The organism is Mucilaginibacter sp. (assembly GCF_965277465.1).
GTDB lineage: Bacteria > Bacteroidota > Bacteroidia > Sphingobacteriales > Sphingobacteriaceae > Mucilaginibacter.
The window spans coordinates 2,435,282-2,450,763 of record NZ_CBDICW010000001.1; the positions used below are offsets into that span (position 1 = coordinate 2,435,282).

The 15,482-nt window shown below is 41.9% G+C and carries 9 protein-coding genes; 6 read left to right on the top strand and 3 right to left on the bottom strand.

Features of this window, described 5'->3' with window-relative positions:
- Positions 1-7: 7 nt before the first annotated feature.
- The 5 genes from ACQY4U_RS10910 (at position 8) to ACQY4U_RS10930 (ending at position 7,234) form a co-directional block, all read left to right on the top strand.
- Positions 8-1,573 carry a RagB/SusD family nutrient uptake outer membrane protein gene (locus ACQY4U_RS10910; RefSeq protein WP_428329439.1) on the top strand — a complete coding sequence of 522 codons (1,566 nt, stop codon included), beginning with the start codon at positions 8-10 and terminating at the stop codon, positions 1,571-1,573.
- Between the two features lie 126 nt (positions 1,574-1,699).
- On the top strand, positions 1,700-3,193 hold the full coding sequence (locus tag ACQY4U_RS10915; protein ID WP_428329440.1) for a family 43 glycosylhydrolase: 1,494 nt from the start codon (positions 1,700-1,702) through the stop codon (positions 3,191-3,193).
- A 45-nt stretch (positions 3,194-3,238) separates the two neighbouring features.
- The gene (locus ACQY4U_RS10920) at positions 3,239-5,203 is read left to right on the top strand and encodes an alpha-L-arabinofuranosidase C-terminal domain-containing protein (RefSeq protein WP_428329441.1); all 1,965 of its coding nucleotides are present in this window, start codon (positions 3,239-3,241) and stop codon (positions 5,201-5,203) included.
- Between the two features lie 9 nt (positions 5,204-5,212).
- Complete coding sequence (locus tag ACQY4U_RS10925; RefSeq protein ID WP_428329442.1) at positions 5,213-6,235, top strand: family 43 glycosylhydrolase; 1,023 nt, start codon at positions 5,213-5,215, stop codon at positions 6,233-6,235.
- 6 nt (positions 6,236-6,241) lie between these two features.
- Positions 6,242-7,234, top strand: a complete 993-nt coding sequence (locus ACQY4U_RS10930; RefSeq protein WP_428329443.1) for a glycoside hydrolase family 43 protein — start codon at positions 6,242-6,244, stop codon at positions 7,232-7,234.
- Positions 7,235-7,236: 2 nt separating this feature from the next.
- Here the strand turns inward: ACQY4U_RS10930 and ACQY4U_RS10935 are convergent, their stop codons facing one another.
- The 3 genes from ACQY4U_RS10935 to ACQY4U_RS10945 form a co-directional block, all read right to left on the bottom strand.
- On the bottom strand, positions 7,237-8,979 hold the full coding sequence (locus ACQY4U_RS10935; protein ID WP_428329444.1) for a thiamine pyrophosphate-dependent enzyme: 1,743 nt from the start codon (positions 8,977-8,979) through the stop codon (positions 7,237-7,239).
- Positions 8,980-9,187: 208 nt separating this feature from the next.
- Entirely contained in the window at positions 9,188-9,565 is a 378-nt protein-coding gene (locus ACQY4U_RS10940) for a response regulator (protein WP_428329445.1), read from the bottom strand.
- Between the two features lie 128 nt (positions 9,566-9,693).
- Complete coding sequence (locus ACQY4U_RS10945; RefSeq protein WP_428329446.1) at positions 9,694-12,063, bottom strand: beta-L-arabinofuranosidase domain-containing protein; 2,370 nt, start codon at positions 12,061-12,063, stop codon at positions 9,694-9,696.
- Positions 12,064-12,452: 389 nt separating this feature from the next.
- On the opposite strand from ACQY4U_RS10945, the gene ACQY4U_RS10950 reads away from it, so the two are divergent.
- Complete coding sequence (locus tag ACQY4U_RS10950) at positions 12,453-15,476, top strand: SusC/RagA family TonB-linked outer membrane protein (protein WP_428329447.1); 3,024 nt, start codon at positions 12,453-12,455, stop codon at positions 15,474-15,476.
- The last annotated feature ends 6 nt before the right edge of the window (positions 15,477-15,482 follow it).

Here is a 15,482-nt window from a genome sequence, read left to right on the forward strand (position 1 = left end):
AATAGAGATGAAAAAGATTTTTAATATAAATATATATTCGGCAGCATTAACCGTAGCATTGTTTTGCTCGGTGAGCTGCAAAAAAAGTGCATTGAATACCGTAAACCCCAATTCACAAACTACTGAAACCTTCTGGAAAACATCGAGTGATGCTGTTGAGGGGATCAATGCAGTTTACGGCAGTTTAATTATTGATGGCTCATACATGCGTTTTTCGCCGGTGATTGAAAACACCCGCGGCGATGATATGACCAGCAACAGCCCCTGGGATCAGATCTATAACTGTGGTAAATTTAACCTGGCATCAAGCGGGTTTACCTCATCAATTGCATGGACGGCCTATTACCAGGGTATATTAAGGGCCAACGAAGTTTTAAAATATGTACCTGCCATTACTATGGATGCTGCATTGAAAAACAGAATTTTAGGGCAGGCTTATTTTTTAAGGGCTCTTTACTATTTTCACTTAGCCGATTTTTATAAAAATGTGCCCATGCCTTTAACCCCTGCCGAATCAAGCAGTGATTATACGGTTAAACAACAGCCACAAGCCGTAGTTTGGCAACAGGTTATTTCTGATTTTCAAAAAGCGGCAGATCTTTTACCAACAAGCTATACCAATCTAAGCAGTGTTGATAATCAGGTAGGGCGCGCTACAAAGGGTGCGGCATTAGCGTTTTTAGGTAAAACTTACCTGTTCACCAAAAACTATACGGCAGCAGCTGCCGAATTTAAAGCGGTAATTGATATGGGTATCTATAGCTTGATGCCTAATTACTACGATAATTTTTTCCTGAATGCTGAAAACAATGCTGAATCAATATTTGAAGTTCAGTTTTCAAGAGATGCCGGGGGTACTGACTTAGGCTGGGGTGGCGAGCCATCATCAGGATGGGGACGTACATCAGCAAGGGCAGTAACATTTGGCGCGGCCAGCTTTGGCTTTGGCGACGTACAACCAAGTGCCGCACTTTATAATGAGTATTTACAGGAAGCAACAACTACCGGCGCTGTTGATCCGCGCCTAGATGTAACCATGTACTACAATAAACCTGGCGAAAAGCTTTACGGCGTTAACTTTGCCACAGCTTATGCAGGCAGCTCATCATTAAATGCATTATGGTGCCACAAATATGAAAATGGCGACATTGGCCAGGCTAATGAATACGACTGGCGCTCAGGTATTAACGAACGACTGATGCGTTATGCCGATGTATTGTTAATGTATGCCGAATGTTTGAATGAGCAGGGTAGTACTGCCGCAGCTTATCCATACATACAAATGGTAAGGAGCAGGGTTCAATTACCTGACCTGGCTACCACAAAGCCAAATATGACACAGGCGCAAATGCGTGATCAGCTTGGTCATGAGCGCTTCCTGGAGCTTTCGCTGGAAGGTCATCGTTTTGATGATATCCTGCGATGGGGATGGCTGGCCGATCCGGCAAAGCTTGCCTGGTTAAAAAGCCGCGATCCGGAGTTTAACACTTACGTTGCAGGCCGTGAATATTTGCCTATCCCGCTTAACGAAATTCAAACCAACCCGGGAGTGGTTCAAAATACAAGTTATTAATATCCAATCAGGAGCTGTACTGTTTAGTGGTGCAGCTCCTTTTTAATACAAGCAATGTTGAAGATTTATAATGATAACCGATCTGTGCTTTAACCGGACTAAAAATCAGCATTAAAATATACTGCCATGATAACCAATAAATACCTATACAATAGCCTGGTGATAATAGCTTTATTATCAGCATGTAAAAAAAGTGATCCTGCTAAAACCAGCACCAACACTACTGATACTACTAAAGTAGTGACTGCTGCATTTGATGTAAGCACCATTACTGATACCTATGCCGATATTTCGCCATTTATTTATTACCCTAAATGGACTGTTTATAACGTACATGATCCATCTATCAAAAAATTCGGCGATTATTATTATTGCTACAGTACCGATGTTGGTTATGGCATAACCGTAAGATCGGGCATCCAGATCAGGAGATCAAAAGACCTGGTGCAATGGGAATATGTGGGTTGGGTTTTCTCATCCTTACCAAGTCTTGGCTCGCAATACATCACCTCAAAAGGAGGTACCCCTTACGATGCCTTATGGGCACCTTACGTATTAAAATACGGCAGCGAATACCGCTTATATTATTCGCTATCATCGGCAGTGGCGCGCTTAAGCGTTATTGGCATGGCAACTGCATCATCGCCCGAAGGTCCGTGGACTGAAAAGGGCGTTGTAGAAACATCAGCAAATGATAATTCTATCCAAACAAATTCGATTGATCCTACCGTTGTTACCACAACAGCGGGCGAGCAGTATATGTATTACGGCTCTGCCTGGGACGGTATCTATATATTAAAGCTTAACCCGGCCACGGGGCTTGCCAATACATCGGGCGATAAAGGTGTGCGGATAGCCAACAGGGGCTTTACCAATGGTAAATACAATGGTAACATTGAAGGTGCCGAGATCATCTATAATCCAACGTTGAATAAATATTTCCTGTTCATATCCTACGATTGGCTGCAAACAAAATACAATGTAAGGGTTGGCCGTGCCGACAATCCGCAGGGGCCGTTTCTTGATTATAACGGTGTTGACTTAAATACCAATGTAGATCATGGCCCTATGATAGTTGCACCATACCAATTTACAGGGCATGGTGGCTGGCAGGGCACCGCACATTGTGGTGTGTTTGATGATGGTAACGGGCAATATTTTATGGCGCACAATGCAAGGCCGAGCATAAATTCCTACTTTATGGATCTGCATATCCGTAAAATATCATGGACGGCTGATGGATGGCCCGTGGTATCCCCGGAACGCTATGCCAATGTAACACAAACCGCTGTTGCCGCCGCTGATTTAGCCGGAACATGGGAACGGATTGAGTTAGATTACCAGGTAGTGCCCGGTTACTCGGCAGAGCAGGTATCTCCTGATTTGCAGGTAGCTGCAAATATTACCATTGCCGCGGGTGGCACAGTTACAGGAACAGGTACCACCACTACCGGAACGTGGACCTATACCAGCCCTATGCTGCAAATAAAATGGAGCAACGGTACTACTGAAAACCTGAAGGTTGAACGCGAAAGGGACTGGGAAAACAACGTAAAAAGTACGCTGATATTTACCGGCCTAAACAATACTGGTATTGCAGTTTGGGGTAAAAAGAGATAATTAATATAGCTTTATATAAAATAAAAGATAATCTGTAGTAAAGGAATGAAGAAATACTTTTTAATGCTTTTTGCTGCCGCTTGGTGCCTGCCCGGTATGTGCCAAATGGAAAAGGTTTATACGGTTCAGGCTGATAAAATAAAGGCACATATTGAGCCCACCATGTACGGGATATTTTTTGAAGATATTAATATGGGGGCCGATGGTGGTGTATATGCCGAATTGGTAAAGAACCGGTCGTTTGAGTTTAAGATGCCTTTAATGGGATGGAAAGAGTTAAAACAGGATGGGGCAGAGGGTAGTATTTTGGTGTTGAATGGAGGCAAAGCCAATGAGGATAATCCAAGGTTTATCCATGTAACATCAAAATCAGCAGGGGGTTATGGTTTGAGTAACGAGGGCTTTCATGGCATGGGTATAAAAAAGGGTGATCAGTACAATTTTTCTGTCTTGGCTAAACTTGCCACCCCGGGTGTAAGCCTGCAAATTGAACTGATCAACTCAAAAGGTGAGGTTATGGGCAGTACAAGTGTTATACCTGCATCAAAAGAGTGGAAAAAATATGAGGCCAACTTTAAAGCATCAGCAACTGATCCTAAAGCAAGCCTTAAGGTATTGCTAAAAGGAAAGGGGGCCATTGACCTGGATATGATCTCACTTTTTCCGCAGGATACCTGGAAACAGCGCCCAGGTGGTTTACGTGCAGACTTAGTACAGAAATTAGCCGATATGAAACCCGGATTTTTACGTTTCCCCGGCGGCTGTATTGTTGAAGGTCGCGAGCTGGATACCCGCTATCAATGGAAAAGAACCATTGGGGATGTGGCCAACCGCCGCATGATCATTAACCGCTGGAACACTGAGTTTGCACACCGACCAACGCCTGATTATTACCAGACATTTGGCCTGGGCTTTTTAGAATATTTTGAGATTGCCGAAGATATTGGCGCTGCGCCGCTGCCGATAATAAATTGCGGTATGGCCTGCCAGTTTAATACCTGCGAGCTTGTACCTATAGATCAGTTAGGCCCTTATGTGCAGGATGCGCTTGACCTGATTGAGTTTGCAAACGGATCGGTTGATACCAAATGGGGTAAAAAACGTGCTGCGCTTGGGCACCCTAAACCATTCAATTTAAAAATGATGGGCGTAGGTAATGAGCAATGGGGCGAGCAGTATATTGAAAGGTTCAAAATCTTTGAAAAGGCCATCCATACCAAATACCCTGATGTTAAATTGGTAAGCAGCCTTGGCCCCAATCCGGATGGTGAAGTTTTTGATTACCTGAACACTACCTTCCGCAAGCTGAAGGCTAATATTTTAGATGAACATTACTACCGTGCTCCCGAATGGTTTTTACAAAATGCCAACCGTTATGATAATTACGACCGTAACGGCCCTAAAATATTTGCAGGCGAATATGCTGCTCAAAGTGTAGCTATAGGTAGTCCAGAAAATAAAAATAACTGGGAATGTGCATTGGCCGAAGCGGCTTTTATGACAGGGCTTGAGCGCAATGCCGATGTAGTGCACATGGCATCGTACGCACCATTATTTGCGCATGTTGAAGGCTGGCAGTGGACGCCCGACCTGATCTGGTTTGATAACCTGAACTCGTACGGTACCCCTAACTACTATGTACAGCAATTATTCTCGCTAAATAAGGGTACGGATGTAGTACCACTTCTGTTAGATAATAAAGCGGTAGAAGGCAAGGATGGCTGTTATGCAACGGCAAGCATTGATAAAACCACCCACGAACTGATCATTAAGTTTGTTAACAGCACGGCTACTACTCAAAATATCAGTTTTAATATTGAAGGTGCTGCGGGTTATCAAAAACTTGCAAAGGTTACCACTTTACGCAGCGATAAAAAGGATGCTGAAAACTCTTTAACTAATCCAAAAGCAGTGATCCCTGTACAATCAGAGATGGAAGTGAATGGTAAATTGGTTAAAACTGCTGTTGAGCCTTATACATTTAAAATTATCAGGTTAAAAAATCTTTAAGATCAGAATTTGAAAAAGTTTTTTTTATTGTTAACTATTCTGTTCCTGGGCATTATCACCAATGCCCAGGAATTAAGAACTGATATATCGGTACATGATCCTGTAATGATTAAGCAGGACAGTACCTATTATATTTTTTGTACCGGCCGAGGCATAGCCGAATGGTCATCAACCGATATGTTGCATTGGAAAGCCGAAAAACCTGTTTTTGAAACCGCTCCCCAATGGGCTGTTGATTCAATTTCCGGTTTTAAAAACCATGTGTGGGCACCAGATATTTCTTATTATAATGGCTTGTATTATTTGTATTATGCGGTATCGGCCTTTGGTAAAAACACTTCGGCAATAGGTTTAGCCACCAGCCCTACATTACATACTGGTGCTGCTGATTATCATTGGACGGATCATGGAATGATCATTCAATCCATCCCCGGCAAAACAAACTGGAACGCCATTGACCCTAACCTGATAACCGATAAAGATGGTAAACCATATCTTGCCTTCGGTTCATTTTGGGAGGGTTTAAAAATTGTTAAGCTGACTAAAGACAGGATGCATATTGATGGCTCCATCAATAACTTACCTACCATAGCCAGTCGGCTAAAAAATAAAGCTGCAAATTTACCGGCGGTTGATGGTAACCCGCCCGATGCAGGCGGTAATGCAATTGAAGCACCCTTTATCTATAAAAAAGGTAAATATTTTTATCTTTTTGCATCGATAGATTATTGCTGCAAAGGGCCAAAAAGCACTTATAAAATGATCATTGGTCGCTCAAAAAAACTAACCGGGCCTTACCTGGACGAAAAAGGCACCCCAATGAATGAAGGCGGCGGCACCATACTTTTAGCCGGTGATAAAGATTGGTACGGAGTAGGGCATAACGCCGTATGTAATTTTAACGGGGTTGATTATATTATATTTCATGGTTATGATGCAAAAGATCATGGTATCTCCAAACTTCGGATAGAAAAATTAAATTGGGAAGATCAATGGCCGGTTGTAGTTCTTAACCATCCGGATAATAAATAAAATACAATGTTTAAACCAAAATATTTGCCTGTAGCGCTGTTATCTGCTGCTATTCTATTAAGTATGAGTGCTGTAAAGGCAGCAAATTTTGTTGCCGATACTATTATACATTCATCGGGAAATCCAATAATAAGACATGAGTTTACAGCTGATCCGGCTGCTATGGTTTATAAAGATCAGGTTTACTTATATACCGGGCACGATGAAGCACCCAAAGGGCGAAACGGCTATGTTATGCATAACTGGACATGCTTCTCATCACCGGATATGGTTACCTGGACGGAGCATCAATCGCCATTAAATGTTAAAGATTTTACCTGGGCTAAGGATGATGCCTGGGCATCGCAGGTAATTGAGCGCGATGGCAAGTTTTACTGGTATGTTGCTGTTGAACACGCTGCAATACCGGGTAAGGCAATAGGCGTTGCTGTTGCTGATAGCCCGACAGGGCCCTTTAAGGATGCCCGCGGATCGGCATTGGTAACTAATGATATGACCAAAGCAGCTACGCACCCCTGGGATGATATTGACCCAACCGTTATGATTGATGATGACGGGCAGGGTTGGTTATTTTGGGGTAACGGCATTTGCTATTACGCAAAACTGAAAAAGAATATGATTGAACTGGATGGCCCTATAAAAAATATCATACTGCCGCACTATACCGAAGCACCTTGGATTCATAAAAGGAACGGCTGGTATTATTTATCATATGCCTATGAGTTTCCGGAGAAGATTGCCTATGCCATGAGCCGCAATATAAACGGCCCCTGGGTTTATAAAGGAATTATTAACGAGCTGGCAGGTAATAGTAATACCAACCACCAGGCTATTATTGATTTTAAAGGCAAAAGCTATTTTATTTATCATAATGGCGCTTTAGCAGCCGATGCCGGGAGTTTTCACCGCTCAGTATGTATCGATTATCTTTATTATAATAAAGACGGAACCATAAAGCGCGTAGTTATGACCAGCGAAGGTGTTAAAGCGGTTAAATAATACTATAGGCCTGTCAAATCTGCCAGGTGTTTGTAGTTTGCTTTTACGGTATCCAATACCTCATCAAACTTACCGCCAAGCATTAGTTTTGTCATGGATAGGGCCATGCCCGCTGCCATCTTTAACTCAACTTTTGGAGGCATAGCCAACGCGTTAGGATCGGTCATTACATTTACCAGTATAGGGCCGTTATACGCAAATGCCTCGCTTAACTGGTTTTCTAAATTATCAGGATCATTTATGGTGATGCCTTTAATACCCATAGCCTGCGCTATTAAAGCAAAATCAGGGTTTACCATATCTGTTTCAGAATCAGGCAGACCGGCTACTTCCATTTCTAATTTAACCATTCCTAATGCCCTGTTGTTAAACACCACAATTTTTATAGGCAGGTTATATTGTTTAATGGTAGCTAAATCGCCAAGCATCATAGAGATGCCGCCATCGCCGCATAAAGCAATTATTTGTTTACCGGGGCTGGCAAAGGCTGCACCAATGGCATGCGGCATGGCATTAGCCATTGAGCCATGTGTAAAGGAACCAAGTAGCTTTCTCTTGCCGGTTGCATGTATATACCGCGATCCCCATACACAGCACATACCCGTATCGAGCGTAAATATGGCATCCTCTGTAGCTAATTTGTTTAACTCGGCGGCAACGGCTTCGGGATGTATATTATCTATTTTTCCTTTATCGGTTACGTAAATATTTAAGTGTTCTTTTACCTTTTCATAAATATGTAACTGGGCCTTTAAAAAGCTATCGTCTTCTTTTGGTTTTAATAAAGGTATCAGGTCTTTTAAAGTATGCTTAATATCGCCATGTAAACCCATATTGAGTTTAGCGCGGCGGCCAAGTCTTTCGGGCTGGGTATCAATCTGAATTATTTTTTTATCTGTCGGGATAAACGGTGTATACGGGAAATCAGTACCCAAAAGCAGGATCAGGTCGCTCTCGTGCATGCTATGGTAAGCTGATGGCAGTCCCAATAAACCAGTCATCCCAACCTCATAAGGATTATCGTACTGCATCCCCATTTTACCACGGAAAGAATAACCTATAGGGGCTTTTAATATGCCGGCAAGTTCAACAACCTCGTCATGTGCTTCGGCTGCGCCAACACCGCAAAAAATACAGATCTTATGGTTGCCGTTAATTAATTCGGCTAATTCGGCCAGGTCAGCTGCTGATGGTTTTACCACAGCTTTCGAAAAATAGTTTTTATCGGCAGTGATGTTCTCCACCGCAGTCATGGCCGATAGATCGCCGGGTAAACCAAGCACCGAAACACCTTTACGCTGAACCGCATATTGAATAGCAGCCTGTGTCATCCTGGGTAATTGCGCAGGGGTAGTGGCTATCTGGTTATAGTGGCTGCAATCATCAAATAGTTTTATGGTATTTGTTTCCTGGAAATAGCCGCTCCCAAACTCAACAGTAGCACAAGTTGATGCAATGGCCAAAACCGGAGCACCGGAGCGGTGCGCATCGTACAATCCATTTATAAGATGAATATGACCCGGGCCGCTGCTGCCTGCGCAACAGGCAATTCCATTTAGTTCAGCTTCGGCCGCTGCTGCATAAGCGCCGGCCTCTTCATGCCTTACATGTACCCAATGTATATCAGGGTTTCGCCTTACCGCATCATTTAACTCGTTAAGGCTATCGCCTGTAACTGCATAAACTCTTTTAATACCTGCGTTAACCAGCATTTCTACCAGTTGTTCTGCTACTTTTTTTGACATGGGGATAAATTAAAAACTAAGCTAATTTCCTGAATACTGAACATTCAATTAACCAGCAAGTTTTTAATTTGTTCGCTATGGATAGAGAAATAAATAGAGAAAAACACATGAGTGCTGAACCATAAATTATTATGGATAGCAATAAAATTTAAAAGGCCGTTCAATACTAAGTTTTACACTTTGTGTTGATCGGCCTTTGATAGAATTTTTAAACTAATTCAGCATTGTTTGATAAACATTGCTGAACCGTATGGATCACCACATCAATATCAAATGGCTTGGCAATAAAGCCATCAGAGCCGTAATTGCCTAAAGATTCCAATACCCTTGGGAAGCCCGAAAGCATTATTACCGGCAGTTTTGCAGTTGCTGCAGTGGTTTTAATCTCGTGGCATAACTCGCCGCCGTTAATGCCGGGTATTAAAAAATCAAGCATTACCAGGTCGGGTTTATGCTCATTTATACTGTTGGTTATTGAATGGGTATGGTCAAGTCCTGCAACTTCATAACCTTCCTGATTCAACACATCCGTTAAAAGGCTGAGAATATCGTGGTCATCTTCTACAATTAGGATTCTTTTAGACATAAAATTTATAATTGGTAGGGTAATAACAATCAAAATGGTTTAATTGTTTATCCTTAACGCTAACAAAATTAAAATTGTTGTTTGTTAAAAATGTTAAGCCAATATTATGCTTATGTCTGCCTTGTTTGCTATTCTTTTATAACCCGGCTTCCGTAAAGCGGCCCGGCACTGTTACCTGTTTTCGGAAGTAATTTGATGGATATTTTATGTTTTCCTTTAGTACGTTCAATCGGTATAATGTAAGTGATATCATAAAACTTACTTTCCTTATATTGGTTCAAATCTTCAGTAGTTAGTTTTATGCCGTCAACAAAAATATCAAAAATCCTTCCGCGGTTATCCATTCCCCAGTAGGTGTTTATCAAGGAGTTTTGCTTGTCGGGATCAACCTTCATATCGTAAGCAAAATAGCCGCCATTATCCGTAGCCCGCCATTTTTTCTGGTGATCTTCGCCGGTAATAATATTCTCGCCTGTAAAGTTATGGTCGCGCTCGGGCTGCATTTCCCCTACACGCAGTATATCTGTGGTGCGGGCTTCCAACTCCTGCTGCTTCCGTTTTTGCTGGTCATAAGCTTTTTGCTGCACAGCCCATGCCGATGGGTTAAATACATCCCAATAAACGGTGTAGTATTCATTTTGGGTACGGTTAAACGGGATCAGTTTTATATCGCCGGGCTGTGAGGCGTTTGTTGTGGTAAAGCTCAATTGCCTGGCATCAACCATTTTTAACCATTTAGCCGGATCTGTTTCGCTGGTAACAAATACCGGGACACCTTTAACCGGATCTGGCTCTGTGTTGCCTAATACACCAGCCAGCAATACCGGGCCATAAAAAACGGCGCGTCGGTTAACATTATCGGGCATGGCTTCGGTATATAAGTTTTCTTTTGCCGTTAACTCAACCACATCATTGTTTTTCCATTTGCGGTTCAATACCAAATAGCCTTCAGCATCTGGCAATATAGATTGTACCACCCCGTTTATTTTTATAGTGGCTGATGATGCCCATTTTGGCTTGCGGATGCGTAACGCAAATAGTGTTGGTTTGGTGACTGCTACATTCAGGCTTATCTGGTCATTTTCGGGCAGGTTGCTATGCTGGGTAATAGTGATCCCTTTTTCTTTCCATTTTAATATGGATGGAATAAACAGGTTAACATACACACTGCCGTCAGCTCCGCGGAAGTAAATGCTTTCGTTATACTTTACATGGTTTTCCATGCCCGAACCTACACAGCAGGTAAATGTAGTAAAAGGGGTACTGTATTCTTTTTTACCACCCATCCGCAATGGAACAAAATAGCACATCATCCCATCCTGATGGTTTTGCGATGCCAGGATATGGTTGTATAGTGCTTTTTCGTAGTAATCCATCAACGTGCCAGATGGCTGTACGGCAAATAAATGGCGGGTTAACTTTAACATGTTATAAGTATTACATGTTTCGGTAGTGTTTTCAGTTAGCTTATCATTCAGTTTATCAGGGTCGCTCAAATATTCATAATTGCTGTTGCCGCCTGTAGCGTAGGAGTGATCGTTAACTATGGTAGCCCAAAAGAAACGGGAAATATCTTGGTCTTTTTTATCCCCGGTTAACTCATACCGGCGTGCGCTGGCAATTATTTTAGGTATCTGGGTGTTTGAGTGTTTGCCCGGTAAAACATCCTGCTTGTTAGCAAGCGGGTCAAGGATCCGTTTGTCATAAAACTTGTAGGAGAGGGCCAGGTACTTTTTATCCCCGGTTAGGGCATAAATATTAGCAAGGGTTTCGGCCATGCCGCCATATTCGCAAAACAGCATTTGCTGTAGTTTGGCATCATCCAACCCATTAATGGTTTGGCCGGTCCAGTCGGCTAATTTTACAGCTATTTGCAATGCCTTTGTGTTATTGGCATATAAATAAGCATCCAGCAAACCAGCCATTACTTTATGAACCGTATACCAGGGCGACCATCCTCCGTTTAAATCAAACCCGCGCGAGCGGATATTTCCTTTTGCTACTTCGGCCCAGATAGAATCTTCTTTTGGTATCGCACCAATATAGCCCGTTTTGCGGGCCTGTTGGCACTGGGCCAGTTCATCAACTATATAATTTATTCGTTTTAAAAATTCAGGATCGTTAGTTGAGGCATAGTTCATGGATATGGCCGAAAGGTAATGTCCCAACGTATGGCCTGCCAGTCCTGATGATTCCCAGCCTTCGTACAATTCGCCTTTTGCTTTTAAGCCCGAGTGCGAACGGAAACCTGATAATAACCTGTCCGCATCAATTGATAGCAAGTATTTTTCATCGGCTATCATGGCATCCTTAAAAGGTCCGTTTAACAAGCTTACCTGGTTTAAATCAAAGCTGTATGCCTTAACGCCTACCTGTGGCTTAATCTTAATACGTGGGTCGTTCCACTCGGGTACGTATGATTGTGCGTAAATATTTTTAACGCTAACCAATCCTAAAATCAAAAACGATACAAATAATGCAGGCTTATTTAACAGCATAGTATATGATCAAAACAAAACTTAAATAATACAATAAAGGTACAGGAACGCAACCTGATATACAGGCTGAAATATGGCAGATATTACCTGTATTTTAACCTCATTAGCAAAATAATTAATAATGATTTATCAGGTGCAGATTAACAATAATTCAACAGGTTGTATAAAGTATTGGCTTTGTGTTAAATAAGGGTGTTTTTTATTGATAAATTTTAAAAATAAGTGTTAATAAAACACGATAAAACTGTTACACATTACTTTAATGTAACAATTGAGTTAAAATATTGTAATAGTTGGCAAAATTCGTTAAAGAAAACGGGGCTTCTGGTAGATAGTTTTACGGCATCTGATCATTCAGTGTAAACTATTTAAAACTAAAACTATTGTTTATGAAGCTCAAACGTGTACTTAAAAAGCTGTTCTTTTCTTGTTTATGCATAATGGCAGTTCACTCCATTGCTTATGCGCAAGGCACAACCCTAAAGGGCAAGGTATCAGATGAAAAGGGCCTGTCTGTACCCAGCGCCGTTGTCAGGATCAAGGGGACAACAAAAGCAACCACAACGGATATACTGGGTAATTTTACCATCAGTTATCAGGGTGCATCAACCCTTGTAATTACATCTTTAGGTTATAATACCAAAGAGATTAATTTAACAGGCCAAACCACTATTGAAATTACACTAACCGAAAACAACCAGCAGTTGGATGAAGTGGTTGTAACGGCTTTGGGCGTTAAACGATCAAAAAAGATACTTACCTACAGCAGCCAGGAAATTAAAGGCGACGAACTGGTAGCTGCCAAAGATCCCAACCTGGTTAATGATATTGACGGAAAAGTTTCGGGTGTGCAGGTAACCAGTTCATCAGGCTCGCCGGGTAGCTCGGCACGTATTGTTGTGCGTGGTGTTTCTTCATTTTATGGCGATAACAATGCTTTGATGGTTATTGACGGGATCCCGGTAGATAACAGCGAAACCGGAAACCTTAACTCTGGCCCGGGTACTAACAGGATTGCTGATATTGACCCATCAATAGTTGAAAGTATCAACGTTTTAAAGGGAGCTGCTGCAACCGCCCTATATGGTTCGGCTGGTGCCAATGGTGTTATCATCATTACCACAAAAACCGGGAAAACCGGGCAGAAGCCTACCATTAATTTCTCGTCTGATTTTTCCTTCGAAAAAGCACTGCTTCCGCAAATTCAGGATAAGTATTCGCAAGGTTCATTAGGTGTATATTATGATGGGGATACCCGTAAAACAAGCACATCCTGGGGCGCTTTGATGGATACCTTAAAAATAAACGGGCAACCGGCTAAAAAATATAACCAGGCAGATCTGTTCTTTAAAACCGGCCATACGTACACCAATACCTTTAGTATTAATGGCGGCGGCACCAACTCAAACTACTTTATATCCTACTCAAACTTTGATCAAAAAGGAACTGTGCCTACAACCGCTTTTGTACGCAACACGCTTTTTGCCAAGTATAGTGCACAGGTTTATAAAAACTTGACTACCACTTTTCAGTTAAACTACTCAAATTCACAAAACGACCGCTTACCTGAAGGTTATGCTTTAGAAAGCCCTGTTTGGACGATTTTTACTGCCCCTATCTCATATAACCTGCTGCCATATCAAAATGCAGATGGTACCCAGCGTTTATACCGTTATTCAAGAAACAACCCTTATTGGGTATTGAATAATATATCAAACACATCGGGTGTTAACCGTTTTTTACCAACATTTACAGCGGATTACAAACCATTAAAATGGCTGACAGTTACTGAGCGTTTTGGTGCCGATGTTTATACCGAACAGGATAATTATCATGAATCGGCCCAGTCTGTATCTAATCCAAACGGACGTATTGTGGTTAACAATGCTAATTTCAGACAGCTGAACAATGATTTGATTATTAGTGCAAGCCATAAATTCGGAGATTTTAATATCGACGGTTTAATTGGTAACAACATATTTTCATCTTATTCTGAAGACTCTTACGCCAATGGCTTAGGCCTTTCAGTAGCCAGTCTGGATAACATCAGCTCAGCATCAACCGTAAGTTATTCAGAAAGCCATTCTCTTCAGCGCAAAGTTGGTTTTTATGCACAAACTAATATCGACTATAAAAGATTCCTGATTCTGTCATTAACCGGCCGGGAAGACGGAAGCTCTGTATTATCAACAGCGCACAGCTTTTATCCGTATGGATCTGCTGCTACCAGCTTTATATTTTCAGAGTTCTTCTCTAAAGATTTGCAGGACATCATGAACCTGGGCAAACTAAGGGTATCGTACGCAACTGTAGGTAGCTCAAACGTTGGCCCATATTCGCTTACCACTCCTTACTACAGCCAAACCATCCGCAACATTACTTTCCCTTACCAGGGCGAATCGGGCTTTTTGCTAAGCTCAACTTTGGGTAACCCATTATTGAAAAACGAAAGGGTTAACGAGTTTGAATTAGGTTTGGAAACTGGATTTTTTAACAACAGGATTGGTTTAGAGGCATCTTACTTCGCTAAAAAAACAACTGATGGGATTATTCCGGGTGTAAGTATTGCACCATCAACCGGCTATAGCGGAACTACTGTTAACACAGGGATAATGCAAAACAGGGGAGTAGAAGTATTATTGACGGTAGTACCTGTAAAATCAAAAGACTTTACCTGGAACATGACCATCAACTATACCCGTGTACGTAATAAGGTGTTGAGCATTGATGGCGATCTGCAACAGATTGGTAACGGCTTCACCACAATTATAGTAGGCCAGCCTTATGGTACCATTTACGGAACGCAATATGCCCGTAATGCACAAGGTAAATTATTGATTGATGCCAGCGGATTGCCTTATGCAGCTGCATCGCAAGGGATTATTGGTAACACCAACCCTAACTGGACAGGCGGATGGAGTAATAATTTTAAATATAAAAGGTTAAGCTTCAGCTTCTTTTTTGATGTTAAAAGAGGTGGCGATATTCAAAACAATGTTGATGGGTACGGCTACTTTTACGGAACACCTAAAGTTACCGAAAACAGGGCACCAAGGGTTGTTGATGGTATAAGTGCTGCAACAGGTTTGCCAAATACTATATCGGTAACCGGCCAAAGCTATTACCAGCGTTTAAACGGAATAACCGAATCTGTAATACAGGATGGCTCATACATTAAATTACGAAATGCGAGCATTGGTTATACTTTAACACCGCTTTGGTTAAAAGGCACGCCATTTAAAGCGGTTAACGTAAGCGTTACAGGCCGTAACTTATGGATCTATGCACCTCACTTTACCGGTGGCGATCCTGAAGTAAGCTCATTTGGTTCATCAAATGGTTCACAGGGTATTTATTCATTCTCGGTACCTACATCAAGGTCTATTGATTTTAACATAAAACTTACCCTGTAACCAGCA